Source organism: Georgenia ruanii (genome assembly GCF_009193175.1).
GTDB classification, from domain to species: domain Bacteria; phylum Actinomycetota; class Actinomycetes; order Actinomycetales; family Actinomycetaceae; genus Georgenia; species Georgenia ruanii.
The window spans coordinates 511,086-536,671 of the sequence record NZ_VUKE01000001.1; the positions used below are offsets into that span (position 1 = coordinate 511,086).

The 25,586-nt window shown below is 74.7% G+C and carries 24 protein-coding genes; 10 read left to right on the plus strand and 14 right to left on the minus strand.

Translation table 11 applies throughout. The features are described from left to right. Positions 1–101: 101 nt before the first annotated feature. Entirely contained in the window at positions 102–2,198 is a 2,097-nt protein-coding gene (gene pta, locus GD880_RS02365) for a phosphate acetyltransferase (protein ID WP_152230001.1), read from the plus strand. Continuing rightward, a complete protein-coding gene (locus tag GD880_RS02370) occupies positions 2,195–3,382 on the plus strand; it encodes an acetate/propionate family kinase (protein ID WP_152230002.1) in 1,188 nt (395 codons plus the stop codon). Before pta ends, GD880_RS02370 begins: the two co-directional genes overlap by 4 nt. A gap of 119 nt (positions 3,383–3,501) precedes the next feature. On the opposite strand, the gene GD880_RS02375 is transcribed toward GD880_RS02370, so the two are convergent. Together GD880_RS02375 and GD880_RS02380 are read right to left on the minus strand one after the other, a co-directional pair. Beyond that, the gene (locus GD880_RS02375; protein ID WP_226909312.1) at positions 3,502–4,923 is read right to left on the minus strand and encodes a class II fumarate hydratase; all 1,422 of its coding nucleotides are present in this window, start codon (positions 4,921–4,923) and stop codon (positions 3,502–3,504) included. 215 nt (positions 4,924–5,138) lie between these two features. Beyond that, the gene (locus GD880_RS02380) at positions 5,139–5,405 is read right to left on the minus strand and encodes an HPr family phosphocarrier protein (RefSeq protein ID WP_152230004.1); all 267 of its coding nucleotides are present in this window, start codon (positions 5,403–5,405) and stop codon (positions 5,139–5,141) included. Positions 5,406–5,750: 345 nt separating this feature from the next. Between GD880_RS02380 and GD880_RS02385 the strand changes: the two genes are divergently transcribed. Beyond that, positions 5,751–5,936 carry a hypothetical protein gene (locus tag GD880_RS02385; RefSeq protein ID WP_152230005.1) on the plus strand — a complete coding sequence of 62 codons (186 nt, stop codon included), beginning with the start codon at positions 5,751–5,753 and terminating at the stop codon, positions 5,934–5,936. A gap of 36 nt (positions 5,937–5,972) precedes the next feature. On the opposite strand, the gene GD880_RS02390 is transcribed toward GD880_RS02385, so the two are convergent. The 3 genes from GD880_RS02390 to GD880_RS02400 form a co-directional block, all read right to left on the minus strand. After that, entirely contained in the window at positions 5,973–6,494 is a 522-nt protein-coding gene (locus GD880_RS02390) for a GNAT family acetyltransferase (RefSeq protein ID WP_152230006.1), read from the minus strand. After that, on the minus strand, positions 6,494–7,618 hold the full coding sequence (locus GD880_RS02395; protein ID WP_152230007.1) for a GuaB3 family IMP dehydrogenase-related protein: 1,125 nt from the start codon (positions 7,616–7,618) through the stop codon (positions 6,494–6,496). The genes GD880_RS02390 and GD880_RS02395 overlap by 1 nt, the downstream gene beginning before the upstream one ends. A gap of 100 nt (positions 7,619–7,718) precedes the next feature. Beyond that, entirely contained in the window at positions 7,719–8,441 is a 723-nt protein-coding gene (locus tag GD880_RS02400) for an NUDIX hydrolase (RefSeq protein WP_226909313.1), read from the minus strand. A gap of 119 nt (positions 8,442–8,560) precedes the next feature. Between GD880_RS02400 and GD880_RS02405 the strand changes: the two genes are divergently transcribed. Then, positions 8,561–9,298: an exonuclease domain-containing protein gene (locus GD880_RS02405; protein WP_152230008.1), complete on the plus strand. Its 738-nt coding sequence runs from the start codon at positions 8,561–8,563 to the stop codon at positions 9,296–9,298. Between the two features lie 101 nt (positions 9,299–9,399). On the opposite strand, the gene guaB is transcribed toward GD880_RS02405, so the two are convergent. Both guaB and GD880_RS02415 read right to left on the minus strand, forming a co-directional pair. Beyond that, positions 9,400–10,911, minus strand: a complete 1,512-nt coding sequence (gene guaB / locus GD880_RS02410) for an IMP dehydrogenase (RefSeq protein WP_152230009.1) — start codon at positions 10,909–10,911, stop codon at positions 9,400–9,402. A gap of 100 nt (positions 10,912–11,011) precedes the next feature. Continuing rightward, the gene (locus GD880_RS02415; protein ID WP_193314320.1) at positions 11,012–12,046 is read right to left on the minus strand and encodes a MerR family transcriptional regulator; all 1,035 of its coding nucleotides are present in this window, start codon (positions 12,044–12,046) and stop codon (positions 11,012–11,014) included. 210 nt (positions 12,047–12,256) lie between these two features. Here GD880_RS02415 and GD880_RS02420 point away from each other — a divergent pair, with 210 nt between their 5' ends. Continuing rightward, positions 12,257–12,547 carry a WhiB family transcriptional regulator gene (locus GD880_RS02420; RefSeq protein ID WP_152230011.1) on the plus strand — a complete coding sequence of 97 codons (291 nt, stop codon included), beginning with the start codon at positions 12,257–12,259 and terminating at the stop codon, positions 12,545–12,547. A gap of 200 nt (positions 12,548–12,747) precedes the next feature. Here the strand turns inward: GD880_RS02420 and groES are convergent, their stop codons facing one another. The 6 genes from groES to GD880_RS02450 all read right to left on the minus strand — a co-directional run bounded on the left by groES (position 12,748) and on the right by GD880_RS02450 (position 18,313). Next, complete coding sequence (gene groES, locus GD880_RS02425) at positions 12,748–13,065, minus strand: co-chaperone GroES (RefSeq protein ID WP_152201156.1); 318 nt, start codon at positions 13,063–13,065, stop codon at positions 12,748–12,750. A gap of 243 nt (positions 13,066–13,308) precedes the next feature. Continuing rightward, a complete protein-coding gene (locus GD880_RS02430) occupies positions 13,309–14,076 on the minus strand; it encodes an ABC transporter ATP-binding protein (RefSeq protein WP_152230012.1) in 768 nt (255 codons plus the stop codon). Continuing rightward, on the minus strand, positions 14,073–14,906 hold the full coding sequence (locus GD880_RS02435; protein WP_152230013.1) for an ABC transporter ATP-binding protein: 834 nt from the start codon (positions 14,904–14,906) through the stop codon (positions 14,073–14,075). The genes GD880_RS02430 and GD880_RS02435 overlap by 4 nt, the downstream gene beginning before the upstream one ends. Then, entirely contained in the window at positions 14,903–15,763 is an 861-nt protein-coding gene (locus GD880_RS02440) for an ABC transporter permease (RefSeq protein ID WP_152230014.1), read from the minus strand. The genes GD880_RS02435 and GD880_RS02440 overlap by 4 nt, the downstream gene beginning before the upstream one ends. Beyond that, positions 15,760–16,725: an ABC transporter permease gene (locus GD880_RS02445; protein ID WP_152230015.1), complete on the minus strand. Its 966-nt coding sequence runs from the start codon at positions 16,723–16,725 to the stop codon at positions 15,760–15,762. The genes GD880_RS02440 and GD880_RS02445 overlap by 4 nt, the downstream gene beginning before the upstream one ends. Positions 16,726–16,807: 82 nt before the next feature. Further along, a complete protein-coding gene (locus GD880_RS02450) occupies positions 16,808–18,313 on the minus strand; it encodes an ABC transporter substrate-binding protein (protein WP_152230016.1) in 1,506 nt (501 codons plus the stop codon). A 180-nt stretch (positions 18,314–18,493) separates the two neighbouring features. On the opposite strand from GD880_RS02450, the gene GD880_RS02455 reads away from it, so the two are divergent. The 5 genes from GD880_RS02455 (at position 18,494) to GD880_RS02475 (ending at position 23,724) form a co-directional block, all read left to right on the plus strand. Then, on the plus strand, positions 18,494–19,705 hold the full coding sequence (locus GD880_RS02455) for a THUMP-like domain-containing protein (RefSeq protein ID WP_152230017.1): 1,212 nt from the start codon (positions 18,494–18,496) through the stop codon (positions 19,703–19,705). Between the two features lie 115 nt (positions 19,706–19,820). After that, entirely contained in the window at positions 19,821–21,461 is a 1,641-nt protein-coding gene (locus tag GD880_RS02460) for an alpha/beta hydrolase (RefSeq protein WP_152230018.1), read from the plus strand. Positions 21,462–21,580: 119 nt separating this feature from the next. Then, positions 21,581–22,711, plus strand: a complete 1,131-nt coding sequence (locus tag GD880_RS02465) for a glutamate--cysteine ligase (protein WP_152230019.1) — start codon at positions 21,581–21,583, stop codon at positions 22,709–22,711. A gap of 105 nt (positions 22,712–22,816) precedes the next feature. Beyond that, positions 22,817–23,185 carry a PadR family transcriptional regulator gene (locus GD880_RS02470; RefSeq protein ID WP_226909314.1) on the plus strand — a complete coding sequence of 123 codons (369 nt, stop codon included), beginning with the start codon at positions 22,817–22,819 and terminating at the stop codon, positions 23,183–23,185. Then, a complete protein-coding gene (locus GD880_RS02475; RefSeq protein WP_152230020.1) occupies positions 23,182–23,724 on the plus strand; it encodes an HAAS signaling domain-containing protein in 543 nt (180 codons plus the stop codon). The genes GD880_RS02470 and GD880_RS02475 overlap by 4 nt, the downstream gene beginning before the upstream one ends. 50 nt (positions 23,725–23,774) lie before the next feature. Here GD880_RS02475 and GD880_RS02480 read toward each other — a convergent pair whose 3' ends face one another. Further along, a complete protein-coding gene (locus tag GD880_RS02480) occupies positions 23,775–25,541 on the minus strand; it encodes an MFS transporter (protein ID WP_152230021.1) in 1,767 nt (588 codons plus the stop codon). Between the last annotated feature and the right edge of the window lie 45 nt (positions 25,542–25,586).

A 25,586-nucleotide genomic window follows, 5' to 3' on the forward strand; every position in this document is an offset into this window, starting at 1 on the left:
GTCCCACCGGCCCCCGCGCGACGTCGGAGACCATCCGACACGGCCGCCTGACCGCCCCGCGCGGGCCGGGCGGCCTCCGATCGACAGGGAGGACCAGCGCAATGGCGCGGAGCATCTACATCGCCTCGCCGGAGGGCTACACCGGCAAGTCCACGGTGGCGCTGGGCCTCGTGGACCTGTTCGTGCGCCGGGTGGAGAAGGTCGGGGTCTTCCGTCCGGTGACCCGCAAGGACGAGCGGGACACCGTCGTCGACCTGCTCCTCGGCCACGGCGGCGTCAACGTCAGCTACGAGGACGCCCTGGGCGTGACCTACGAGGACGTCCACGCCGACCCCGACGCCGCGCTGAGCCGGATCATCGAGCGGTTCCGCACGGTGGAGCGGGACAACGAGGTCGTCATCGTCGTCGGCTCGGACTACACCGACGTGGCCGGGCCGGCCGAGCTCGCCTTCAACGCCCGGGTGGCCGCCAACCTCGGCGCCCCGGTCCTCCTCGTCGTCAGCGCCCTCGACCGCACGCCCGCCGAGGTTGCCGCCGTCGCCGAGCTCGCCATCGACGAGATCGCGCACGACCACGCCAGCACGGTGGCCGTGCTCGCCAACCGGTGCGCCCCCGACCAGCTCGGGGCCGTGCGCGAGGCGCTGGGCGGGCGGGGCCTGCCCGCGTGGGCGCTGCCGGAGGTGCCGCTGCTGTCCGCGCCGGTGGTGCGCGACCTCATGCGGGCCCTGGACGGCGAGCTCATCCTCGGCGACGAGGCGCTGCTCGACCGGGAGGCCGAGCACATGCTCGTCTCGGGCATGAACACCGAGCACATCCTCGAGCGGCTCAAGGAGGGCATGCTGGCCGTCGCCGCCGGCGACCGGCCCGAGGTGCTCATCACCCTCGTCATGGCGCACGCCTCGGGGACCTTCCCCTCCCTCTCCGGCATCGTGCTCAACGGCGGCTACCGGCCCTCCCCGCAGGTGGCGAAGATGGTCGCCGGCCTGGGCCAGCGCCTGCCGGTCATCTCCACCCCGCACGACACCTACGAGTCCGCCCGCATCGTCGCCTCCACCCGCGGGGTGGTCTCGCGCGGCACCCAGCGCAAGCGCGACCTCGCGCTGGGCAACTTCGAGCAGCACGTCGACACCGAGGCGCTCGTCCACACCCTCGACGTCCCGCGCAGCGAGGTCGTCACCCCGCTGATGTTCGAGTCCGCCCTGCTCGAGCGGGCGCGGGCGGACCGCAAGCGCATCGTCCTGCCCGAGGGCGACGACGACCGCATCCTGCGCGCCGCCTCCACCCTGCTCTCCCGCCAGGTGGCGGACCTGACCATCCTCGGCGACCCGACCCGCGTCCGGTCCCGGGCGGCCGAGCTCGGCCTCGACCTCGAGGCGGCGCAGATCCTCGACCCGGCCAGCTCCGAGCTGCTCGAGTCCTTCGCCGAGTCGTACCAGCGGCTGCGCGCGCACAAGGGCATGACCCTCGACCGCGCCCGCGAGATCGTGCGCGACGTGTCCTACTTCGGCACCCTCATGGTCCAGTCCGGCTACGCCGACGGGATGGTCTCCGGCGCGGCGCACACCACCGCGCACACCATCAAGCCGTCCTTCGAGATCATCCGGACCAAGCCGGGCACGTCGATCGTGTCCTCGGTGTTCCTCATGTGCCTGGCCGACCGGGTGCTCGTCTACGGCGACTGCGCCGTGAACCCCGACCCCAGCGCGGAGCAGCTGGCGGACATCGCGATCGAGTCCGCCGCCACCGCCGCCCAGTTCGACGTCGAGCCGCGGGTCGCCATGCTGTCCTACTCCACCGGCGAGTCCGGCGCGGGGGCCGACGTCGAGAAGGTCCGCACCGCCACCCAGCTGGTCCGCGAGCGCCGCCCCGACCTCTTCGTCGAGGGCCCGATCCAGTACGACGCCGCCGTGGACGCCTCGGTGGCCAAGACCAAGCTGCCCGACTCCGACGTCGCCGGGCGGGCCACGGTCTTCGTCTTCCCCGACCTCAACACCGGCAACAACACCTACAAGGCGGTCCAGCGCTCTGCGGGCGCCGTGGCCATCGGGCCCGTGCTCCAGGGCCTGAACAAGCCCGTGAACGACCTCTCCCGTGGTGCGCTGGTGCAGGACATCGTCAACACGGTCGCCATCACGGCGGTCCAGGCCCAGGCGGCCGCGGCCGAGCCCGTCGCCGTCAGCAAGGAGATCCACGCATGAGCGCCAGCCGCACCGTCCTCGTCATCAACTCCGGGTCCTCCTCGATCAAGTACCAGCTCGTCGATCCCGATGCCGGCACCGCGCGGGCCTCCGGGCTCGTCGAGCGCATCGGGGAGAGCGCGGGGCACATCGAGCACCGTAACGACGGCGAGGTGACCGAGCGGCACGACCGGGTGACCGACCACGGCGACGGCCTGCGGCAGGTGCTCGAGCTGTTCCAGGAGGTCGGCCCGGACCTGGCCGAGGCGGGCATCGTCGCCGTCGGCCACCGCGTGGTCCAGGGCGGCCGGCAGTTCGCCGGTCCCGCGCTGGTCGACGACGACGTCGTCGCCACCATCGAGCGGCTCTCGCCCCTGGCGCCGCTGCACAACCCCGCGAACCTGCGCGGCATCCAGGTGGGGCGGACGCTGCTGCCGGACGTGCCGCACGTCGTCGTCTTCGACACCGCCTTCTTCCAGGGCCTGCCCGAGGACGCCGCGACCTACGCCCTCGACCGGGAGGTGGCCGAGAAGTACTCGGTGCGCCGCTACGGCGCCCACGGCACCTCCCACCAGTACGTCTCGGCCCAGGTGAGCGAGATGCTCGGCCGCGACGACCTGCGCCAGATCGTCCTGCACCTCGGCAACGGCGCCTCCGCGTCCGCCGTGGTCGGCGGGCGGGCGGTGGACACCTCGATGGGCCTGACCCCGCTCGAGGGGCTCGTCATGGGCACCCGCACCGGCGACATCGACCCGGCCACCGTGTTCCACCTCGCCCGCAACGCGGGGATGAGCATCGACGAGGTGGACGACCTGTTCAACAAGCGCTCCGGGCTCAAGGGCCTGACGGGCGAGAACGACCTGCGCCAGGTGCACCGCCTCATCGAGGAGGGCGACGCCGCCGCCAAGCTCGGCCTGGGCGTCTACACCCACCGGCTGCGCAAGTACGTCGGGGCCTACGCCGCGGTCATGGGCGGCCTGGACGCGCTGACCTTCACCGCCGGGGTCGGGGAGAACGACGCCGTCGTGCGCGCCGGGGCGGTGGCCGGGCTCGGCTTCCTCGGCATCGAGCTCGACCCGGAGAAGAACGCCGCGCGCTCGAAGGAGCCGCGGGTCATCTCCACCGACGGCTCGCGGGTGACGGTCCTGGTGGTGCCGACCAACGAGGAGCTGGCGATCGCCCGCCAGGCGATGTCGCTGCTCTGACCCTCCCGCGGCCGGCGGTCATCTCCTCGCCGAGCTGGCATCTCCTCGGCCGAGCCCCGCACGAGAGCGGCGCCCCCTCCTGCACGGGAGGGGGCGCCGTCGTCCGTCCGGGCGGGCGGTCAGGCCTGCTTCGGCCCGGTCATGCTGCGCACGTCGAGGGCGGCGTCGAGCTGCTCGGGGGTGATCTCCCCGCGCTCGACGTAGCCGAGGTCCTCCACGGCCGCGCGCACGGTGATGCCCTGCTTGACCGAGTGCTTGGCGATCTTCGCCGCCGCCTCGTACCCGATGATCCGGTTGAGCGGGGTGACGATCGACGGGGAGGACTCGGCCAGCTCCAGGCACCGCTCCACGTTCGCCACGAGCCCGTCCACGGTCTTGGTGGCCAGCACCCGGGAGACGTTGCCGACCAGGGTGATGGACTCCAGCAGGTTGCGGGCCATGACCGGCAGCATGACCAGCAGGTCGAAGTTGCCCTGGGCGCCGGCGAACGCGATGGCGGCGTCGTTGCCGATCACCTGGGCCGCGACCATGACGGTCGCCTCGGGCACCACCGGGTTGACCTTGCCCGGCATGATCGAGGAGCCGGGCTGCAGGTCGGGCAGCGCCAGCTCGCCCAGGCCGGTGCGCGGGCCGGAGCCCATCCACCGCAGGTCGTTGGCGATCTTCGTCAGCGACACCGCGATGGTGCGCAGCGCCCCGGAGGTCTCCACCAGGGAGTCCTGCGCGGCCTGGGCCTCGAAGTGGTTCTTCGCCTCCACCAGCGGCAGCCCGGTGTTCTCGGCGATCAGCTCGATGACCCGCTGGGAGAAGCCCTGCGGCGTGTTGATCCCGGTCCCGACGGCGGTGCCGCCCAGCGGCAGCTCGGCCAGGCGCGGCAGGGTCGCGGTGACCCGGTCGATGCCGTAGCGGATCTGCGTGGCGTACCCGGAGAACTCCTGGCCCAGGGTGATCGGGGTGGCGTCCATGAGGTGGGTGCGGCCGGACTTGACCACGTCCGCGAACTCCTCGGCCTTGCGCTCGAGCGAGGAAGCGAGCACCTCCAGGCCGGGCACCAGCTCCTCCACCACGGCCTGGGTCGCCGCGATGTGGATCGAGGAGGGGAAGACGTCGTTGGAGGACTGGGAGGCGTTGACGTGGTCGTTGGGGTGCACGGGCCGGCCCAGCCGGGTGCTGGCCAGGTTGGCCACGACCTCGTTGGTGTTCATGTTCGAGGAGGTGCCCGAGCCGGTCTGGAAGACGTCGATCGGGAAGTGGTCGTCGTGCCTGCCGGCGATGACCTCCTCGGCGGCGGCGACGATCGCCTGCGCCACGTCCTCCGGCAGCACCCCGAGCTCGGCGTTGGCCAGCGCGGCGGCACGCTTGACCTGGCCGAGGGCCGAGATGTGGTGCGACGACAGGCCACGGCCGGAGATCGGGAAGTTCTCGACGGCCCGCTGGGTCTGGGCCGAGTAGAGGGCGTCCTTGGGCACCCGGACCTCGCCCATGGTGTCGTGCTCGATCCGGTACTCCTGCGCGACTTCGCCCGTCTGCTGCTGCGTCACTGCTGCTCCATGTCTCGAGGTCGACGACGCACCGCGGCGCCGCTGTCTGTGCCCGCCCATCCTCGCACCACCGCGGTGAGCGCCGTCACGCCAGCCCGCCCGGCGGACGCCCCGGGGAGGGCACGGCCGCTCCCCCACGGTCGACGGGGGCGACGACGGCGAGCGGTCGCCCCTCCCGGCCGCCGGCGGGGCGACGACGCCGAGCCAGGGCCCCGTCAGGCGTCCAGGTCGGTCCCGAGCAGCTCGACGAGGCGGTCGAGCACGGCCTCGGCGCCCTCGCCCTCGGCGCTGAGGGTGACCTCGTCGCCGTGGTCGGCGCCCAGCGTCATGACGCCGAGGATGCTCGCCGCGTCGACCGGGTCACCTTCGCCCTTGGCGATGGTCACCGGCACGCCGGAGTCGGTGACGGCCTTGACGAAGACGGCGGCGGGACGGGCGTGGAGCCCCACCTTGGAGGCGACGACGGCGCTGCGCTGAGCCATGACGGTCCTTCCTGAGTTGCGGACGTGTACGCGAGGATACGCCTCGGTCGCTCGGCTGTGGGGTCGGCGGGCCGGCCCGCCCTCGGCGCCCGGCCCCCAGGCCGGCCTCGCCGAGATCGCCCGTGCGGTCGAGATCTCACCGGCCGTCCGCCGGGTGGCGCAAGCGGTGCCGGCGGCCCCTTTTTCAAGGGGCGCGTCGGCAGGGGGCGCGCTACCGTGGGTCGACACTGCGCTGCTCTCTAGCGCCCCAGCTGCGTTCTTCTCCGGCGGCCGCCCGCCCGGCGGGGCCATCGCCGACATCCCTCCCAGGTCGGCTCGCGTATCTCTCCGTGAAGGAGCCGACCCGTGCAAGACGACGACCGCAACCTGGACATCCTTCGCCGCCTCATCCATGAGCGCCCGGCGGAGCCGCGAAGCGTGTGCTCCGCCAACCGCCGGGACAAGTGGGGACGCCGGGTCGCCGAGTGCTCCTTCCAGCCGGGACACGAGAACGACCACCGGGACGTCCACGTCGGCCGGACCTGGAAGTAGCGCTCAGGCCGGCGCCTGCCGCTCCGCCGGCCTCGCTCACCGGGCCGCCGGCTCGAGCCAACGGCCGAGCACCACGCAGTCCTGCACCTCGTAGCCGTGCCCGGCGTAGAACCCCGCGGCCGGGTTGCCGGTGCGGACCATGAGCTGAACCTTCCGCGCGCCGCTCGCACCCAGCCAGGTCTCGGCCGCGCTCAGCAGGGCCGAGCCGAGCCCCCGGCCCTGCTCGGCTGGGTCGACGCCGAGGTAGTACACCCACCCTCGGTGCCCGTCGACGCCGGCCATCACCGTCCCGACGACGGCGCCGGCACGCCGGGCGACCAGGATCGTCGACGTCGTCCCCGCGCGGGCCTGGTCGAGGTCGGCGCGGGGGTCGTTCCACGGGCGGGTGAGCCCGCAGGCGTGCCACAGGCGCACGACCGCCGGCGCCTCGTCGTCGCGCATCTCACCGATCTCGACGCCCTCGCCGGCCTGTGCGGCACCACGCGTCCGGTCGATGGCGACGTCGTCGCCCGCCTCGGCCGCCCGGGGCGCGCCGTCCGCCGTCGTGCCGGCCGCCATCAGTACGGCGCGTAGGGCGAGACGACGACCTCCACCCGCTGGAACTCCTTGACGTCGGAGTACCCGGTGGTGGCCATGGTGCGCCGCAGCGCGCCGATGAGGTTGAGCGTGCCGTCGGCGGTGCGAGACGGGCCGTGGAGGATCTCTGCCAGCGTGCCGACCGTGCCGACCCGGACGCGCTCGCCGCGCGGCAGCTCGGGGTGGTGGGCCTCGGAGCCCCAGTGCCAGCCGCGGCCGGGGGCCTCGCTCGCGCGGGCCAGGGCGGCGCCGAGCATGACGGCGTCGGCGCCGCACGCGACCGCCTTGACCAGGTCGCCCGAGCGGCCGACGCCGCCGTCGGCGATGACGTGGACGTAGCGGCCGCCGGACTCGTCCATGTAGTCGCGGCGGGCGGCGGCGACGTCGGCGACGGCGGTGGCCATGGGGGCGTGGATGCCCAGCGAGCGGCGGGTGGTGTGCGCGGCGCCGCCGCCGAAGCCGACCAGCACGCCGGCGGCACCGGTGCGCATGAGGTGCAGCGCCGCGGTGTAGGTGGCGGCGCCGCCGACGATCACGGGCACGTCGAGCTCGTAGATGAACCGCTTGAGGTTCAGCGGCTCGGCGCGCGAGGAGACGTGCTCGGCGGAGACGGTGGTGCCGCGGATGATGAACAGGTCGACGCCCGCCTCGACCACGGTGCGCCAGTGCTCCTGGGTGCGTTGCGGGGACAGGCTGCCGGCCACGGTCACCCCGGCGGCGCGGATCTCCCCGAGGCGGTCGCGCACCAGCTCGGGCTTGACCGGCTCGGAGTAGATCTCCTGCATGCGGGCGGTGGCCCGCTCCGCGGGCAGCTCCACGATCTCGTCGTAGAGGGGCGCGGGGTCGTCGTAGCGGGTCCACAGGCCCTCGAGGTCGAGCACGCCGATACCGCCGAGGCGGCCGAGCTCGATGGCCGTGGCCGGGCTCATCACCGAGTCCATCGGGGCGGCGAGGACGGGCATGTCGACGTGGAAGGCGTCGATCTGCCAGCTCACCGAGACGTCCTCGGGGTCACGGGTGCGACGCGACGGGACGACGGCGACGTCGTCGAAGCTGTAGGCGCGGCGCGCGCGCTTTCCCCGGCCGATCTCGATCTCGTTGGGCACCCGACGAGACTACCTTCCTCGGCCGGAACCCCGCGGTGGGGCCCAGGGGGCGGTCCTCAGGTCGGCGACGGCGCGCGGTGCCGTGCCGGTGCGGCCCCGCTCAGTCGTCCTGGGCGGTGACCAGGCCGCGGGCGTCGTAGCGCACCGGCACCTCCCGGGCGGTGTCCCAGGGCCGGGTCCACCCCAGCTCGGTGAAGACGTGGTCGAGCAGGTTGCCGGTGAACCCCCAGATCCAGCCGGCGGGGCTGCGAAAGCCCGCGCTGCGGAAGGTCACGCCGGTGCGCCCGGGCACCGTCACGGCGGCGCGGGCCGCGGGGTCGAGCAGGGCGTCGACGGAGGCGCGGATGGTGTGCAGCACCTCACCCGGGGCGACCTTGGTGGCCAGGTGGGGCCGGGTGGTCCAGCCCAGCACCGGGGTGACGACGTAGCGGCTGATCGGGACGAGCACGGGGGGCAGCTGGCCGAGGACCTCGACGTGCTCGGGGGCCAGGCCGATCTCCTCGTGCGTCTCGCGCAGCGCCCCGGCGACGACGTCGGCGTCGTCCGCCTCGACGCGGCCCCCGGGCAGGGCGATCTGCCCGGGGTGGTGGCGCAGCCGCGGCGAGCGCTGGACGAGGAAGACGTCGGCGCCCACCGGGCCCGGCCGGGCGGCCGGTGCGAGCAGGAGCAGCACGGCGGCGGGGCGGTAGGTCCGGGCGACCGCGGGGTCGTACGCGTGGGCCCCGCCGAGCGGGCGGAACGCCCCGGCCGCGACGCGGGCGCCCAGCGCGGCGAGGGCGGTGCGCGCGGGGTCCGCGGCGAGGGCAGGGTCGGCGGCGTCCACGTCCCTCAGGGTAGGCGGGCGCCCGGGCGGGTGGTCGCCGCCACGTCGGGGCGCGCCGGGCGCCTCCCGGGCGATGTGGGTGGCGGCTGGCACAGTGCGGGGCAGAGAAGGAGGCCGCCATGAGCAGCTGGTCGGCAGGACCGTTCCTCGGGTTCGACACCGAGACCACCGGCGTGGACGTCACCACGGACCGCATCGTCACCGCGGCCCTCGTGCACCGCGACGCGTACGCCACGACGGTGCGGACGTGGATCATCGACCCCGGCGTGGAGATCCCGGCGCCGGCCACCGCCATCCACGGCATCACCACGGAGCGGGCCCGCGCGGCCGGTTCGCCGCCGGCCCAGGCGCTGGAGGAGATCGCCGCGCTCGTCGTCGAGGCCCAGCTCGAGGGGGTGCCGGTGGTGGCGTTCAACGCCGCGTTCGACCTGGCGATCCTCGACCACGAGCTCGCCCGGCACGGCCTGGCTCCCCTCGGCGCACGGCTGGGCGGGGAGTGCGCGCCGGTGCTCGACCCCCTCGTGCTCGACCGGGCGCTGGACCGGGAGCGGCGCGGTGCCCGCAAGCTCGTGGACCTGTGCGCCCTGTACGGCGTGGCCGAGCGCGGGCACCTGCACACGGCCGAGGTCGACGTCGTCGCCACGCTCGACCTGCTGGCCCAGATGGCCGCCCGCTACCCCGACCTCGCCGCCGCCCCGCTGACCGAGGTGCACGCATGGCAGGTGGCCCAGCACCGCCGGTGGGCGGAGGACTTCAACGCCTGGCGCCACGAGCAGGGCCACGCCGGTCCCGGGATGGGGCTGGGCTGGCCCATGCCGCTGGCCGAGGACCTCGCGGCGCTGCAGGCACCGGCCTGAGCCCCGCGCCGGCCTAGAACCCGCACCGGCCGTGGCCGCCGGGCGCCCCGGCCGCCGCCCGAGGGCCGGCGGGCGGCGCGTGGCGCCGCCCGCTCCCCCGCTCAGCCGCGACCGGCGTAGTTGGGCGCCTCGACGGTCATCATGATGTCGTGCGGGTGGGACTCCTTGAGGCCCGCGGGGGTGATGCGCACGAACCGACCGCGCTCCTGCAGCTCGGGGACGGTGCGCGCACCGACGTAGAACATCGACTGGTGCAACCCGCCGACGAGCTGGTAGGCGACGGCGGACAGCGGGCCGCGGTAGGGCACCTGCCCCTCGATGCCCTCGGGCACGATCTTGTCGTCGGTGTCGACGTCGGCCTGGAAGTAGCGGTCCTTGGAGTAGGAGATCCGCCCGCGCGAGGCCATGGCGCCGAGCGAACCCATGCCCCGGTAGTGCTTGAACTGCTTGCCGTTGACGAAGACCAGCTCGCCCGGGGACTCCTCGCAGCCGGCCAGCAGGGAGCCGAGCATGACCGTGTCCGCCCCGGCGACCAGGGCCTTGGCGATGTCGCCGGAGTACTGCAGGCCGCCGTCGGCGATGACCGGGACGCCGGCGGGCTTGCAGGCCTGGGCGGCGAGGTGGACGGCGGTGACCTGCGGCACGCCCACGCCGGCGACCACGCGGGTGGTGCAGATCGAGCCGGGACCGACGCCGACCTTGACCGCGTCGACGCCGGCGTCGACGAGCGCCTGGGCGCCCTCGCGGGTGGCGACGTTGCCGCCGATGATCTGCACGTGCGCGAAGGCCGGGTCGCGCTTCATCTTGGCGATCATGTCGAGCAGGAGCCGGGCCTCGCCGTTGGCGGTGTCGGCGACGAGGACGTCCGCGCCGGCCTCGGCCAGCGCCGTCGCCCGCTCCCAGGCGTCGCCCCAGTAGCCGATGGCCGCGCCGACCATGAGCCGGCCCTCGGCGTCCTTGGTCGCGTCCGGGTACTGCTCGGACTTGACGAAGTCCTTGACGGTGATGAGGCCGCGGAGCTTGCCGGCCTCGTCGACCAGCGGCAGCTTCTCGACCTTGTGCTTGGCGAGCAGCGCGGCGGCGTCCTCGGAGCTGATGCCCACCGGGCCGGTGACCAGCGGCATGGGGGTCATGGAGTCGCGCACCGTGCGGCTGTCGAACTCCGCCGGGGAGATGAACCGCAGGTCGCGGTTGGTGATGATGCCGAGCAGCACGCCCGCGTCGTCCACGACCGGCAGGCCGGAGACCCGGTAGCGCGCGCACAGCGCGTCGAGCTCGGCGAGGGTGGCGTCCGGACCGACCGTGACCGGGTCGGACACCATGCCGGACTCCGACCGCTTGACCACGGTGACCTGCTGGGCCTGGTCGGCGATGGAGAGGTTGCGGTGGAGGATGCCGATACCGCCCTGACGGGCCATGGCGATCGCCATGCGCGCCTCGGTGACGGTGTCCATCGCCGCCGAGACCAGCGGCACCCGCAGGCTGATCCCGCGGGTGAGTCGGGAGGCGGTGCTCACCTCGGACGGGATGACGTCCGTGGCGCCCGGCAGGAGCAGGACGTCATCGTAGGTGAGGCCGACGAGGGCGAACGGGTCATGAGGCGTCTCGGTCATTTTCCGATAGTACGTGCGCCCCCCGGGCTGGCGTCAGTGGCGTCCGACACCCCCGGGGCCGCCGCCGGGCACCCGGGCTGCTGCCGGGCACCCCGGGCGGCTAGCGGTTCTCCTCGACGAGGTTGGCGATCTCCTCGACGGCGGCGGGGGCGGTGCGCACGCGGCGCACGCGCGGGAGCCAGAGGTCCGGGGCGTCGGCGCCCAGGAGGAACACCTCGATGCCGCCGTCGTCGGAGGCGACCCGCACGAGCGCCTCGGTGCCGGAGGGGTTGCCGACCATGGCCAGCACCCGCGCCCCCCGCTCCTTGAGCAGGCGCAGTGCCTGGTCGGGGTCCTCGAGGTTCTCGGCGCGGATGACACGGGCCCGCACTCCCCGCTCGGCGAGCCCGCCGCCGATGACGTGGGCCTGGAGGCGGAGCTCCCCGGCAGCGCACAGCAGCACGGAGGCGCCGGCGGGGGCCAGGGCGCCGGGGCGCAGCGGCCGCACGGCCCCTTCCCGGGCGCGCTCGGCGGCCGCGGCGGCGTCGCGGACCTGCGCGAGCACGGCGGCGGAGATGACGCCCTCGGGGTCCACGCCGGGCCGGTCGGTGCGCTCGCGCTGGGCGAGCATGCCGAGCGCCGGGCGGGCCAGCCCGGTCCAGGCCTTGACGATGCCGGCGTCGCGGACCTCCTGGCCGAGCATCCGGTGCACGCGCGGCTCGTCGGGCTCCATGGCCGCCGCGGCGAGCGAGAGCGGGTCGACGAGCAGGCGCTCGTGGTGGACGCGCTCGCCCGACCCGGCCGTCGCGAGCGACGGCGCCCACCCCTGCCCGCCGGCCTGCCCCGCCTCGTCGGCGCTCAGCGCGGCGCGGGCGGCGTCCGAGGGCGCGACGCCCTGCAGGGTGAGGTGACGCATCCGCTCGAGGCGGGCCACGTCGGCCGGGGTGTACCGCCGGTGGCTGCCGGCCTCGTGCGAGGACGGGCCCAGGCCGTAGCGCCGGTCCCAGGTGCGCAGGGTCGAGGCCGCCACGCCCAGCCGGGCGGCGACGGCGGCCACGGTCAGCGGCGCCCCGGTCTCACGGCGGGCCGCCGCGCGCCGTGGTGCCGAGTCGCGGCCTGGAGAGCCGGAAGCGGACTCACGCGCGGAGGCTGCCATGCCGGTCACCGCACTCCCCTCGTCGCCATGCATCGATCTTGGCGCGGTTGCCGCAGCGTTGCCACTTCACCACGCCGAGTGCGGACGCGAAATGCCCGAATGACCAACTTGCGCGGGGGTCTTGAACAAGTTGTGCATCGGTTGCTAGGTTGCTTACAGCAGCGGCGGTCATCGCCGTGCGGGACACCGAAACGGATGGAAGGAACAGCGATGGCAGAGCTCTCCAGGCTTCCCGGACCGGTGATGGATCTGTGGGAATGGCAGTACCAGGGGGCGTGCCGCGAGGCCGACCCCAACCTCTTCTTCCACCCGGAGGGGGAGCGTGGCGGCACGCGTCGCCGCCGTGACGAGGCGGCCAAGGCCATCTGCTCCGCGTGCCCGGTCATCCAGCAGTGCCGCGAGCACGCGCTGAAGGTGCGCGAGCCCTACGGCGTGTGGGGCGGCCTGAGCGAGGACGACCGGCAGGCCATCCTGTCCCGCCCGCTGCGCCGCGCTTCCTGAGCCTGGCGAGCCAGCCACCCTCCCGCGGCCCCGGACGACACGTCCGGGGCCGCGGTGCGCCCGGCCGGGCCGCCGGTGGTGGCGAGCACGCACCCGCACCGCCGCCTCCAAGCGCCGGCGCCCATCAAGGCCGGCGCCCACACACGACGAAGCCCCGGACCTCGAGAGGTCCGGGGCTTCGCGCGTCAGCTAGACGAGGGTCACTTCTCGACGACCGCGAGGATGTCGCGCGCGGAGAGGATGAGGTACTCCTCGCCCGCGTACTTCACCTCGGTGCCGCCGTACTTGCTGTAGATGACGACGTCGCCCACGGCGACGTCGACCGGGACGCGGTTGCCGTTGTCGTCAACACGACCCGGGCCCACCGCGATCACAGTGCCCTCCTGGGGCTTCTCCTTGGCGGTGTCCGGGATGACCAGACCGGACGCCGTGGTCTGCTCGGCCTCGAGGGTCTGCACGACGATACGGTCCTCGAGCGGCTTGATGGAGACCGACACTGGCGGACCTCCCCTTCGCATGAGTGATGGGACAGTTCAAGGGTTTGCGCCCCGTCTTCTCCACGCCCGCCGTCGCGGGGGTCGAGCGCCGAGGATCCGGTGCGCCGCCGCGGCCCCGGAAGGCCGCGTCTGGATTCAATCTAGGGCCGGGATTAGCACTCGGTCAAGGCGAGTGCCAACGAGTGTCGCGCCTGGTCGCGGCCGGCCCGGCACGGGCGCGGCGGGCGGCCCGGCACGGAGCCCGGCACGAGGCTCGGCGCCGGCTCACCGCGGGGTCGGCAGCCGCGGGACGGCCGCGACCAGCCGCCGGGTGTAGGGCGCGGCCGGCTCCGCGAGCACCCGGCGGGTGGGCCCCTCCTCGACCACCCGCCCGTCCTTGAGCACGACGACGCGCTCGCACAGCGCCGCGACCGCGCTGAGGTCGTGCGAGACCATGACGACGGTGAGGCCTCGCTCGCGCTGGAGCCGGTCGAACAGCGCCATGATGCCCAGGCGGGTGCCCACGTCCAGGGCGCTGACGGGCTCGTCGGCGAGCAGCACCGCCGGCTCGGTGACGAGCGCGCGGGCGATGGCGATGCGCTGGCGCTGCCCGCCGGAGAACTCGTGGGGGTAGCGGCGCGCCGCGTCCGCGTCCAGGTCCACCGCGGCCAGGGCGTCGACCACCGCGGCGGGGCGGTCGCCCCGGCGCAGGCCCAGCGAGACCAGCGGCTCGGCGACGATGCGGTCCACCCGCTGGCGCGGGTCGAGGGAGGAGTAGGGGTCCTGGAAGACCACCTGCACCTGGCGGCGGAAGGCCCGCATCTGCCGGCGGTCCCGGGGGTCGAGGGCAGCACCGTCGACGCTCACCCGCCCGGCGGCAGGGCGGGCCAGGCCGAGCAGGAGCGACAGCGCCGTGGACTTGCCCGAGCCGGACTCCCCGACCAGGCCCAGGCTCTGGTGGCGCTCGACGGCGAGCGAGACGTCGTCGAGGGCGTCGGCGGCGGCGCCGCGGTAGCGGAAGCGCACGGACTCCAGGGCGAGCAGCGCGCTCATCGGCCCGCCCCCGCCCGGACCGCGGCGCCCGCGCCCGCGGCGCCGAGCGCGGCGTCGAGCCGTCGGGCGCCGTCGAGCAGCGTCCGGGTGTAGGGGTGCCGCGGGGCGGCGACGACGTCGGCGAGGGCCCCCTCCTCGACGATCCTGCCCGCGCGCATTACCGCCACCCGCTCGGCGACCTCGGCGACGACGGCGAGGTCGTGGGTGACGAAGACGAGGGCCATCCCCCGCTCCTGCACGACCCGGCGCAGCAGCTGCAGGATCTCCGCCTGCACGGTGACGTCGAGGGCGGTGGTCGGCTCGTCGGCGACGAGCACGGCCGGGTCGCACGCCAGCGCCATGGCCAGGGCCACCCGCTGGCGCTGCCCGCCGGAGAGCTGGTGGGGAAAGGACCGGGCCAGCCGGTCGGGCTCGGGCAGGGCCACCTCGCGCATGAGCGCGTGCACACCGGCCCGCAGCGCGGCCCCGCGCAGGCCCCGGTGGCGCCGCAGCGGCTCGGCGATCTGCCGGCCGACCCGCATGAGCGGGTCCAGCGCGCTCAGCGGCTCCTGGAAGACGAGGGCCACGGCCGAGCCGCGCAGGCGGTTGAGCGCCGCCTCGGGGGCCCCGACCACCTGCGTGCCGCCCAGCAGCACCGAGCCCTCCACGCGCAGCCCGGGCGGCAGCAGGCCCGCGACGGCGAGCGCGGTGAGGGTCTTCCCGGACCCGGACTCGCCGATCAGGCCCAGCCGCTCCCCGGGGGCGACGGCGAAGGAGACGCCGTCGACGAGCGGGCGGGCCGCGCCGCCGGCCAGGACGCGCAGCCCGCTCACGGTCAGGACGTCGCTCATCGGCTCCTCCGGGTGGGGTCGAACCGCTCGCGCAACCCGTCCGCGAGGAAGTTCGCGCCGAGCACGATGACCATGACGACCAGGCCCGGCGCGAGCGCCCCCCACGGCGCGGTCGCCACCGTACCCTGGGCCTCCTGGAGCAGGCGCCCGAGCGAGGCGTTCGGCGGCGGCACGCCGAGCCCGAGATAGGACAGGCTGGCCTCGGCCAGCACGGCGACACCGAAGAGCACCGCCACGTTGACCACGAGGCTGGGCCAGATGTTGGGCAGCACGTGGCGCACGACGATGCCCGCGGTGCCCGTGCCTGACGTCCGGGCGGCCACCACGTACTGCTGGGCCAGCACCCGCGTGGTGAGGATGCGGCCGTAGCGCGCCGCGATCGCCGAGGCCCCCAGGCCGATGGCCAGCACGACGCTCCAGGTGCTCGCGCCCTGCGCCGCGACCACCAGCATGGCCAGCAGCAGCGTGGGGAAGGCGATGAGGACGTCGAGGGCGGAGGAGACGACGTCGTCGAGCCATGCCGGGGTGAACGCGGCCGCGACGCCCACGCTCACGCCGACGACGAGCGCGACGGCGGTGGCGCCGAGCCCCACCCCCAGCGCGATCCGGGTGCCCACGATCGTCTGGCTGAGCAGGTCCCGGCCGAGCTTGTCCGTGCCCAGCCAGTGCGCCGCGCTGGGGCCCTCGAGCCGCCCGCCGGAGGTGTCGGCGAGGTCGTAGGGCAGCCAGACCAGCGAGAGCAAGGCCACCGCGGCGACGGCGGCCAGCAGCGCCACGCCGACGACGAGCGTCGCGGGCCGCCGGCGGGGCGCCCGACGTCGCGCGGGCGCCGGCTCCTGCACCTCCGCGGCGCTCATGCGGCCCTCCCGGCGGTCCGGGCGCGCAGCCGGGGGTCGAGGAGGCGCTGGACGACGTCGGCCGCGAACCCGATGGCGAGCACGAGCAGCGTGGTCACCAGGAGCACGCCCTGGATGCTGGGGTAGTCGTGCTGGGCGATGGCCCGCACGAGCATGTTCCCGAGCCCGGGCAGGGAGAAGACGCTCTCGACGACGACGGCGCCCAGGAGGGTCGAGGCCAGCTCGACCCCGAGGATCGAGACCACCGGCACCGCGGCGTTGCGCAGCCCGTGGCGCACGAAGGCGCCGGGCAGGCTGCTGCCCAGCGAGCGGGCCGTGCGCAGGTAGTCGCTGCCCAGGACGTCCAGCGCGGCCGAGCGCACGTAGCGGGCCAGCGACGCGGTCATGACGAGGACGACCGTGGCCACCGGCAGGGCCAGGGCGCGCAGTGCCTCCCCCGGCCGGGCCCAGTCGTCGCGGGGGAACCCGCCGGAGGGCAGCAGCCCGAGGGACAGCGCGAAGACCCACACCAGCACCATGCCCAGCCAGAACACCGGGACGGCGATGCCGAGCTGGGCGAAGCCGGACAGCGCGACGCCGTACCAGCGGTCCGCGCCGTGGGCGGCGAGGAAGCCGACGACGCACGCGAGCAGCGCGGCGAGCACGAACGCGATCACGGTCAGCGGCACGGTGACGGCGAGCCGGGACAGGATCTCGGGCAGGACGGGGGCGCCGCTGACGAAGGAGGTGCCGAGGTCGCCGGCGAGGACCTGGCCGAGCCAGGCGACCAGCTGGGCGGGCACCGGCTCGCCGGCGCCGACCTGGGCGCGGGCGGCTGCCACCTGCTCGGCGGTGGCGTTGACGGAGAGCAGCGCGTTGGCCGGGTCGCCGGGCAGCAGTCGCAGCAGCACGAAGATGACGACCGTCGCGACCACGAGGGACAGCAGCAGGAACGCCACGCGCCGCGCGAGGTACCGCGCCATGAGCCCCCTTCCGAGACGGCGGTGAACGACGGCGAGCGCCGGCCGGCCGGGCGCCCGCGGGCCCGGCCGACCGGCACCGTCGTCAGCCCTTGGTGATGTCGAAGGCGAAGAACTGCGAGTTCAGCCCGTTGACCGGGTACCCGGAGACCTCGCTCGAGGCGACGACGATCTGCGGGTACAGGTACAGCCAGGCGCTGGCGGCGTCCTTGGCGATCTGCTGGTTGACCAGCTTGAGCGTGGCGGCCTGCTCCTCGACGGTGCCGGCCTGCTCGGCCTCCTCGACCCACGCGGTGACGTCGGGGTTGTCGTAGCCCCAGTAGAAGTCGGGGTTGCCGTACCAGACGACGTCGCGGTCGTTGACGTGCTCCTGGAGCGTGGCCTGGAAGTCGCGCTCCTGGAAGACCTTCGAGTACCACTCGTCCGCGGAGATCGGGTTGATCTCCACCGTGATGCCGACCTTGGCCAGCTCGCCGGCGACGAACTCGGCGACGGCCGGGTGCGGGTCGTAGGTGGGGGTGTCGAGGGTGAAGGTGAACCCGTCCGGGTGCCCGGCCTGGGCGAGGAGGGTCTTGGCCAGCTCGGGGTCGTAGGGGTTCTCGCCCGTGACGTCCTCGTACCACGGGTCCGTGGGCGGGACCATGGAGCCGATCAGGGTGCCGTACTCGCCCCAGATGGCGCCGAGCAGCTTCTCCCGGTCGATGGCCGAGTACACGGCCTTGCGCACCTCGACGCTGTCGAACGGCGCGACCCGGTCGTTGAAGGCCAGCAGCTCCTTGGTGGTCGAGGTGCCCTCGGAGATCGTGTAGTCCGGGTTGCCCTCGAACTGGGCCAGGGCGTCTGGGCTCTGGACGGAGGTGAGCAGGTCCACCTCGCCGGTGAGCAGGGCGTTGCTCTGCGCGCTGGCGTCGGTGAAGTAGTGGAAGACCACCTCCGCGTTCGCGGCCGGCTCGCCCCAGTACCCGTCCCAGCGGGTCAGCGTCAGGGTGCTGCCCCGCTTCCAGTCGCCGAGGGTGTACGGCCCGGTGCCGTCCTCGGCGTTCTTGAGGTCGGTCGCCTCGGCGCTGACGATCCAGACGTAGGAGAGGTTGTACGGGAAGGAGATCGACGGCGCGTCGAGGGTGAACACGACGGTGCGCTCGTCCGGGGTCTCGATGCCGGCGATGGTGGCGAGGGAGGACTTGCGGGCGGACTGGGAGGTCTCGGCGGTGACCCGCTCGACGCTGCTCTTGACGTCCGCCGAGGTCAGCGCCTTGCCCGAGTGGAACGTCACGCCGTCGCGCAGGGTGACGGTGTAGGTGAGGCCGTCCTCGCTGACCGAGTAGTCGCTGGCGAGGAGGTTCTCCACCTCGCCGTCGTCGGTGAGGCGGAACAGGCCCTCGTACACGTTGCCGGTCAGGGCCTCGTTGCCGCCCTGGCCGCCGCCGTCGACGTTGCTGAGGTTCTGCGGCTCGTAGAGCGAGCCGACCTCGATGACGGCGCCTGCCGGGTCCGGTGCCGCCTCCGGCGCGCCGCCCCCGCCGCCACAGGCGGCGAGCAGGGTGGCCGAGGCCACCAGGGCGATGCTCGCGAGGGCGTGACGTCTTCTCATGGGGTTTCTCCTCGTGCTGCAGGGGCGCGGGTGCCCACCGCACCGGCTCACCGAACCTAACCCGGGCCTCCGGGCGCACCGGTCAGTGGCCGCCCGAAAATCCCGGCAGGTGAGACGCCGCCCGTCGGCGCGGCAGGGGCCCGGCGCGGTCCGCCGCGCCGCCGGTGGCAGGATCGAGCGGTGGACCCCGCCTCCCTCACCAAGCTGCTCAGCCCCGCGGGCCAGGAGCTGCTCGGCCAGCTCCCGCCGTACTCCGAGCGCTCGGTGCTGCACGTCTCGGAGCAGCTGCGCGCGCGCGGCGTCGACGCCGACCTCGTCGCCGCCGCGCTCACCCAGTCGCGGCTGCGAGCCCGCGCGCGGGCGAAGTTCGGCGAGCGCGCCGACGCCATGGTCTTCACCCCCGACGGCCTCGAGCAGGCGACCCGGCACGTCGTCGCCCTCCAGCACGCCCGCCGCTACGCCGATGCCGGCTGCCGGCTGGTGGCGGACCTGGGCTGCGGGCTCGGCGGGGACGCGCTGGCGCTGTCGGAGCTCGGGGTGCCCGTCCTCGCCGTCGAGGCGGACGCGACGACGGCGGCCCTCGCCGCGGCGAACCTGCGCCCCTACCCCACCGCCACGGTCCGCCCGGGCGACGCGCTGGCCCTCGACCTCGCCGCCGCGGGGGTCGACGCCGTCTTCGCCGACCCCGCCCGGCGCGCGGGCGGGCGGCGGGTGTTCGACCCGGCCGCCTACTCCCCGCCGCTGGACGCGGTGCTCGCGCTGCGCGCGCGGGTGGCGGCCCTGGGCGTCAAGGTCGCGCCCGGGGTGCCCTACGCCGCGCTCCCGGCGGACGCGCACGCCCGGTGGGTCAGCGTGGACGGCGACGTCGTCGAGGCCGGGCTGTGGTTCGGCGCCGTGGCGCCCGAGGGCCCGGGCCGCTCCGCCGTCCTCCTGACCGGCGGGCGCGCCGACGTCCTCGCCGAGCGGGAGGACGCCGCCGGGGCGCACGCGCCGGACGCCCCCGCCCGCACCGGCGAGGTCCGCGCGCCCGGCGGGGTGCTCTACGAGCCCGACGGCGCCGTCATCCGCGCCGGCCTGGTCGCCCGGGTGGGCGAGCTGCTGGGTGCCGGCCTGCTCAGCGAGGGAATCGCCTACCTCACCGGCGACCGCCTGGTGGCCACCCCGTTCGCCACCGCCTATCGCGTCCTGGACCACTTCCCCTTCGCGCTCAAGCCGCTGCGGGCGTACCTGCGGGCCCGGGACGTCGGCGCGCTGACGATCAAGAAGCGGGGCACCGCCGTCGAGCCCGAGCAGCTGCGCCGCCAGCTCGCCCTCAAGGGCAGCCGTCCCGCCACCATCGTGCTCACCCGCCTCGGCGGCCGGCACAGCGTCCTGGTCGTCGAGCCCGCCTGAGGCCGGGCCCGGCCACGCGACCACCGGCGTCCCGTTGCCGCCGCCGCGAGCGCGGGTGTGGGATGGGGGCCGCCGTGGGGTCCGCGCAGCGCCCCCACGATCCGGGGAGGCCGCCATGTCGTGGACCATGCGCCGCCGCGCCGCCCTGGCGGGCGTGCTGCTCGCGCTCCTGCCCGGCGTCGCGGCGGCCGCGGCGGGCGCCCCGCCCGGCTCCCCCGATCGTGGACCCGCCCCGCGGCTGACCTGGTCCGCGTGCGGCACCACCCCCGCCGCCAGGGCCGCGAAGGTCCAGTGCGCCACCGCCACGCTGCCCATGGACTACGACGCCCCCGACGGCGCGCAGGTCCGCCTCGCCGTCGCCAAGGTGCCGGCCACGAACCCCGGGCACCGGATCGGCTCGCTGTTCTTCAACCTCGGCGGCCCGGGTGGGCCCGCGGTGGACTACCTGCAGTCCCGCGGGGCGGGCCTGTTCGCCGGCCTCAACGACCGGTTCGACATCGTCGGCTTCGACCCGCGCGGCGTCGGCCAGTCGGTGCCGGCCATCGACTGCCACGTCGACCAGGAGACCGAGGGCATCTACTCCCTGCCCGTGCCCACGCCGCTGGACATCGACGTCGACGCCTATCTCGCCAAGGCCCGCTCCTACGTCGCGGCCTGCCAGGCGCACGACGGCGCGATCCTCGCCCACGTCTCGACCGCGAACGTCGCCCGGGACCTCGACGCCCTGCGCGCGGCCGTGGGCGACCAGCGGCTGACCTACCTGGGCTACTCCTACGGCACCGTCCTCGGCGCCACCTACGCGAGCATGTTCCCGGACCGCTACCGCGCCGTCGTGCTGGACTCCGCCGTCGACGCGCCGAGCTACCTGCACGCGCCCATGCAGAACATCGCCGATCAGACGGCGGGCTTCGAGGACGCGCTCGACCGCTTCCTCACGGCCTGCGCGGCCGACCGGGCGGCCTGCTCGGGATTCGGCGGGAGCGAGCCGGCCGTGGCCTACGACGACCTCCTCGCCGCGGCCGAGCGGGCCCCGATCCCCGCCGCGGGCTACGCCGCGGACCCCCGCCCCGTGACCGCCGACGACATCCGCACCGCCACGATGTCGCTGCTGTACGCCAAGCAGCTGTGGGGGTACCTCGCTCTCGCGCTGGCCCACGCCGGGGGCGGGGACGGCGCTCTGGTCCGGGCCTTCGTCGACCGGTTCTACGACCGGCGGCCGGACGGGACCTACGCCCCCACGCTCGACCGGTACTTCACCATCACCGCGGCCGAGCAGGACTACCCTCGCGACCACCTGGGCCGCTACCTCGGCCGCGGGGCGCGCTCGTGGGCCGACTACCCGCACTTCTGGGGCAACAGCGGCTACGCGGAGATCAGCTACTCGCTGTGGCCCACCCACGACCCGGACGCCTACCGCGGCCCGTTCCGGGTGCCCGACGGCGCGCCCACCGCGCTCGTCGTCAACCTCACCCACGACCCGGCCACGCCCTACCCCGGGGCCCGGCACCTGGTCCGCGTGCTCGGCAACGCCCGGCTGCTGACGGTCGACGGCGACGGGCACGGCGCCTACGGGATGAGCTCGGCCTGCGTCAACGGCGCCGCGGAGGCGTACCTGGTGAGCGGGACGCTGCCCGCCGCCGGGACGGTGTGCGCCCAGGACGTGGCCTTCCGCGCGCCCCAGCCGGTGCCGGCGGCCGCCTCGGACGGTGCGCTCGCGGACGCGGTCGCGGCCCTCGTGCCGGTCGGGGCGGGCTGAGGCCGTCGCGGCGCGGAGCCGGCCGGGGCCGCCGGGCCGGGCCCGCCGGGCCGGGCCCACCCGCCGCGTCGGCGGGGCCGGGCGGGCGCCGCGGTCCGGGCAGGCGGCACACTGACCCCGTGAGCCTGCCCTTCGCCTCCTCCCCGCGCTCGTCCGTCGGCATCGAGTGGGAGCTCCAGCTCGTCGACGCCGACTCCGGCGACCTGCGCCAGGCGGCGCCGTCGGTCCTGGACGGTGTCGCCGGCCCGGACGGGCGCCCGCACCCGCACGTCCACCCCGAGCTGCTGCTCAACACCGTGGAGGTGGTCTCCGGCGTCAACCGCACCGTCGGCGGCGCGGGCGCGGACCTGGCCGGGGCGATCGAGGACCTGCGGCCGGTGACCGAGGCGCTGCGCATCGAGCTGGCCAGCGCCGGAACGCACCCCTTCGCCCGGCCCGCCTACCAGCGGGTGACCGACAAGGAGCGCTACGCCACCCTCATCGACCGCACCCGCTGGTGGGGCCGGCAGATGCTGCTGTACGGGGTGCACGTGCACGTCGGCGTCGAGGACCGGGCGAAGGTGCTGCCCCTCATCGGTGCCCTGCTCACCCGCTTCGCGCACCTGCAGTCCCTCGCCGCCTCCTCCCCGTTCTGGGGCGGGGAGGACACCGGGTACGCGTCCAACCGGGCGATGATGTTCCAGCAGCTGCCCACCGCCGGGGTGCCCTACCAGTTCTCCCGGTGGGGCGACCTCGAGGCCTACGTCGAGGACATGACCCGCACCGGCGTCATCGACACCTTCAGCGAGCTGCGCTGGGACATCCGGCCCTCCCCCGCGCTGGGCACCATCGAGGTCCGCGTGTGCGACGCCGCGACCAACCTCCAGGAGGTCCTCGCCGTCTCGGCGCTCACCCACTGCCTGGTGGAGCACTACTCCGCGCGGCTCGACGCCGGCGAGACCCTGCCGACGGTCCCGCCGTGGTTCGTCGCGGAGAACAAGTGGCGCTCGGCCCGCTACGGCATGGACGCCATCCTCATCCTCGACGACGCCGGGGAGGAGGAGCTGGTCACCGACACGGTCACCCGCATGCTCGACGAGCTCGCCCCTGTGGCCGAGCGGCTGGGGTGCGTCGCCGAGCTCGGCGACGTCCGGCGCATCCTCGACGACGGCGCCTCCTACCAGCGCCAGCTGCGGGTGGCCGAGCGCAGCGGCCTGGACGGCGTCGTCGCGTCGATGGTGGCGGAGATGCGCGCCGGCCACCCCCTCTGACCCGACGCGGCGCGACGCCCGCCCCGGGCACCGCATCGCCCGCCTCCCATCTCCAACGTCGCCCACTACTTGTCAATACCAAGTACCTGGCGATACATTCCCGTCGTGCCTCCCCGACGCCCGGCGCCGCCGCGCGACCCCCAGCTGCTCAAGGGCGTGCTGCCCATGCTCGTGCTCGCCCTGCTCCGCGAGAGCGACTCCTACGGCTACGAGCTGGTCACGCGCCTGCAGGACGTGGGGCTCGAGGACATCGCCGCCGGTTCCGTCTACCCGGTCCTCACGCGGCTGGAGCGCGACGGGGACGTGGAGTCCTACCTCGTGCAGTCCTCCGCCGGCCCGGCCCGCAAGTACTACCGGCCCACCGCCGCCGGGCTCCAGCGCCTCGTCGCCCAGCGGCGCGCCTGGCAGGCGCTGAGCGACGTCGTCACGCTCGCCCTCACCCCTCCCCCGCACCCCAAGGAGCACCGGTCATGACCACCCCGCCGGCCGTCCCCGTTCCCGTCGCGCGGCCCGGGCTGCGCGACCGCGTCCGCCGCGAGGCCTACCTGCTGCGCCTCCAGCTCTGGCTGGACACCTACCCGGGCAAGCCGCGCCGCGCCCTGGTGGCGCAGCTGCGCGCCGACCTCGACGCCGCCGCGGCCGACACCTCGATGGCGCGGGCGATCGCCGGGCTCGGCAACCCGCGCGCCCTCGCCGCCGAGTACCTCGCCCTGCTCCCCCGCGACCGCCCGCGCTGGCTCGTGGGTGCCACCTGGGCGGCGGCCTGGCTGGTGGCCTGGCTGCTGGCGGTGACGACGTTCGCCGCCGCCCTCGTCCAGGTCGCCGACGGCGCGGGGCCTGCCGGCGTGGCGGCGCGGCTGCTCTGGCTCGAGCTCACGGTCGTCGCGACGGACGCCACGTTCTCGGTCAGCAGCGAGGGCTTCCCCTGGGGCCTCGTCCTTGCCCTCGTCCTGCTCGTCCTCGGCGCCCGGGGCTGGCGGGTGGTCCCGGCGCTGCGGCCCGACCACCCCTGACCCGCGGCGGGGCGCCGTCGGCCGCGGGGCGCCGTCAGCCGCGCCGACGGTCAGCCGGTCCGCCGGGCCGGCGCCGGGGCCGGGGCCGGTTCCTCGTGGTGCACGTACCGGCGCCCCCGCAGCGCCGACGCGGCGGCGGCCACGAGGCACGCCACGGCGGCGAAGGTGAACGCCGCCGTGAGCCCGTGCGCGAAGGGGTCGGAGATCAGCGCCGGGAAGAAGCTGCGCCCGGTGAGGTAGGCGGCGTGCTCGGCGGGCAGGTGCCCGAGCACGCCCGGGCCGAGCAGGCTCTGGATCGGGTTGTACCCGAGCAGGGAGGCGAAGAGCACCGCGACGGGCGGCAGCGCGGCGACCCGCGCCGCGTCCGCGCCCGGCACGCCCTGGGCTGTCAGCCCGGCGACGAGGGCGTGCGGCAGGGACCGGGCCAGGCCGGAGATCATGAGGCTGAAGAAGATCCCGATGGAGAGCACCATCGCCGCGTTCTGAAAGGTCGTGCTCATCCCGGCGCCCACCCCGCGCTGGTACGGCGGCAGGCTGTTCATGATCGCCGCCCGGTTGGGCGCGGCGAACAGGCCCATCCCGATGCCGCTGAGCAGCAGCACCGCGGCGAACTCCCCGTAGCGGAAGTCCACCGGCAGCACCATCAGGCCCACGAAGCTCAGGGCGGCCAGCACCATGCCGCCGGTGGCGAAGAGCCGCGGTCCGAACCGGTCCGACAGCCACCCGGAGACGGGCCCGGCCACGATGAACCCCACCGTCAGCGGCAGCATGTAGATCCCCGCCCACAACGGGGTGCTGGCGAAGGTGTAGCCGTGGCGCGGCAGCCAGATGCCCTGCAGCCAGATGATGAGGATGAACATCAGCCCGCCCCGGCCGAGCGAGGACAGCAGCCCGGCGAGGTTGCCGGCCGTGAAGGCCCGGATGCGGAACAGGTCGAGGTGGAACATCGGCTCGGCCACCCGCCGCTCCACGAGGCAGAAGACCGCCAGCACCGCCGCGCCGCCGACGAGGGCGACCAGCACGGCGGGCTTGGTCCAGCCCATGGCGTGCCCGCCGTAGGGCTGGATGCCGTAGGTGATCCCCACGAGGACGGCGACGAGGCCGACGGCGAAGGTGAGGTTGCCCCACCAGTCCATCCGGGCGGGCCGGCGCAGCCCGGTGTCGTGGAGGCTGAGGTACGCCCAGACGGTCCCGGCGACGCCGACGGGCACCGAGACGAGGAAGACCAGGCGCCAGTCGATCGGCGCGAGCACCCCGCCGATGATCAGCCCCAGGAACGACCCGGCGATCCCGGCCACCTGGTTCAGTCCCAGGGCCAGGCCCCGCTGCTCGACCGGGAAGGCGTCGGTGATGATGGCGCTCGAGTTCGCCATGAGCATCGCCCCGCCCACGCCCTGCAGGATCCGCATGGCGATGAGCCACAGCGCCCCGCCGGTGCCGTGCAGCCAGGTCACCGAGAGCAGGATCGAGAACACCGCGAACACCGCGAAGCCGGCGTTGTACATCCGGACCCGACCGAACATGTCCCCGAGCCGGCCGAAGCTCACCACCAGCACGGCGGTGACGACCATGTAACCCATGATCAGCCACAGCAGGTAGCTGGTGTTGCCCGGCGTGAGCGGGTTGATGCCGATGCCGCGGAAGATGTCCGGCAGGGCGATGAGCAGGATGGAGGCGTTGATGGTCGCCATGAGCACACCGAGGGTGGTGTTGGACAGGACGACCCAGCGGTAGCCGGGACTGGCGGTCGCCGCGCTCGCGCGGAGGCGGCGCCGGGCGGCGCGGGAGACGACCGGCCGGCTCACCGTTGTGCTCATCAGCGCGCTCCGGGGGTGGGCTTCCCAACATAACCCCACTCGGCG

What these genes read in the sequence shown, in the direction of transcription:
- pta (WP_152230001.1), top strand. Translation starts at nt 102, where the DNA reads ATGGCGCGGAGCATCTACATCGCCTCGCCGGAGGGCTACACCGGCAAG.
- GD880_RS02370 (WP_152230002.1), top strand. Translation starts at nt 2,195, where the DNA reads ATGAGCGCCAGCCGCACCGTCCTCGTCATCAACTCCGGGTCCTCCTCG.
- GD880_RS02380 (WP_152230004.1), bottom strand. Translation starts at nt 5,405, where the DNA reads ATGGCTCAGCGCAGCGCCGTCGTCGCCTCCAAGGTGGGGCTCCACGCC.
- GD880_RS02390 (WP_152230006.1), bottom strand. Translation starts at nt 6,494, where the DNA reads ATGGCGGCCGGCACGACGGCGGACGGCGCGCCCCGGGCGGCCGAGGCG.
- GD880_RS02405 (WP_152230008.1), top strand. Translation starts at nt 8,561, where the DNA reads ATGAGCAGCTGGTCGGCAGGACCGTTCCTCGGGTTCGACACCGAGACC.
- guaB (WP_152230009.1), bottom strand. Translation starts at nt 10,911, where the DNA reads ATGACCGAGACGCCTCATGACCCGTTCGCCCTCGTCGGCCTCACCTAC.
- GD880_RS02415 (WP_193314320.1), bottom strand. Translation starts at nt 12,046, where the DNA reads ATGGCAGCCTCCGCGCGTGAGTCCGCTTCCGGCTCTCCAGGCCGCGAC.
- GD880_RS02420 (WP_152230011.1), top strand. Translation starts at nt 12,257, where the DNA reads ATGGCAGAGCTCTCCAGGCTTCCCGGACCGGTGATGGATCTGTGGGAA.
- groES (WP_152201156.1), bottom strand. Translation starts at nt 13,065, where the DNA reads ATGCGAAGGGGAGGTCCGCCAGTGTCGGTCTCCATCAAGCCGCTCGAG.
- GD880_RS02430 (WP_152230012.1), bottom strand. Translation starts at nt 14,076, where the DNA reads ATGAGCGCGCTGCTCGCCCTGGAGTCCGTGCGCTTCCGCTACCGCGGC.
- GD880_RS02435 (WP_152230013.1), bottom strand. Translation starts at nt 14,906, where the DNA reads ATGAGCGACGTCCTGACCGTGAGCGGGCTGCGCGTCCTGGCCGGCGGC.
- GD880_RS02440 (WP_152230014.1), bottom strand. Translation starts at nt 15,763, where the DNA reads ATGAGCGCCGCGGAGGTGCAGGAGCCGGCGCCCGCGCGACGTCGGGCG.
- GD880_RS02445 (WP_152230015.1), bottom strand. Translation starts at nt 16,725, where the DNA reads ATGGCGCGGTACCTCGCGCGGCGCGTGGCGTTCCTGCTGCTGTCCCTC.
- GD880_RS02450 (WP_152230016.1), bottom strand. Translation starts at nt 18,313, where the DNA reads ATGAGAAGACGTCACGCCCTCGCGAGCATCGCCCTGGTGGCCTCGGCC.
- GD880_RS02460 (WP_152230018.1), top strand. Translation starts at nt 19,821, where the DNA reads ATGTCGTGGACCATGCGCCGCCGCGCCGCCCTGGCGGGCGTGCTGCTC.
- GD880_RS02475 (WP_152230020.1), top strand. Translation starts at nt 23,182, where the DNA reads ATGACCACCCCGCCGGCCGTCCCCGTTCCCGTCGCGCGGCCCGGGCTG.
- GD880_RS02480 (WP_152230021.1), bottom strand. Translation starts at nt 25,541, where the DNA reads ATGAGCACAACGGTGAGCCGGCCGGTCGTCTCCCGCGCCGCCCGGCGC.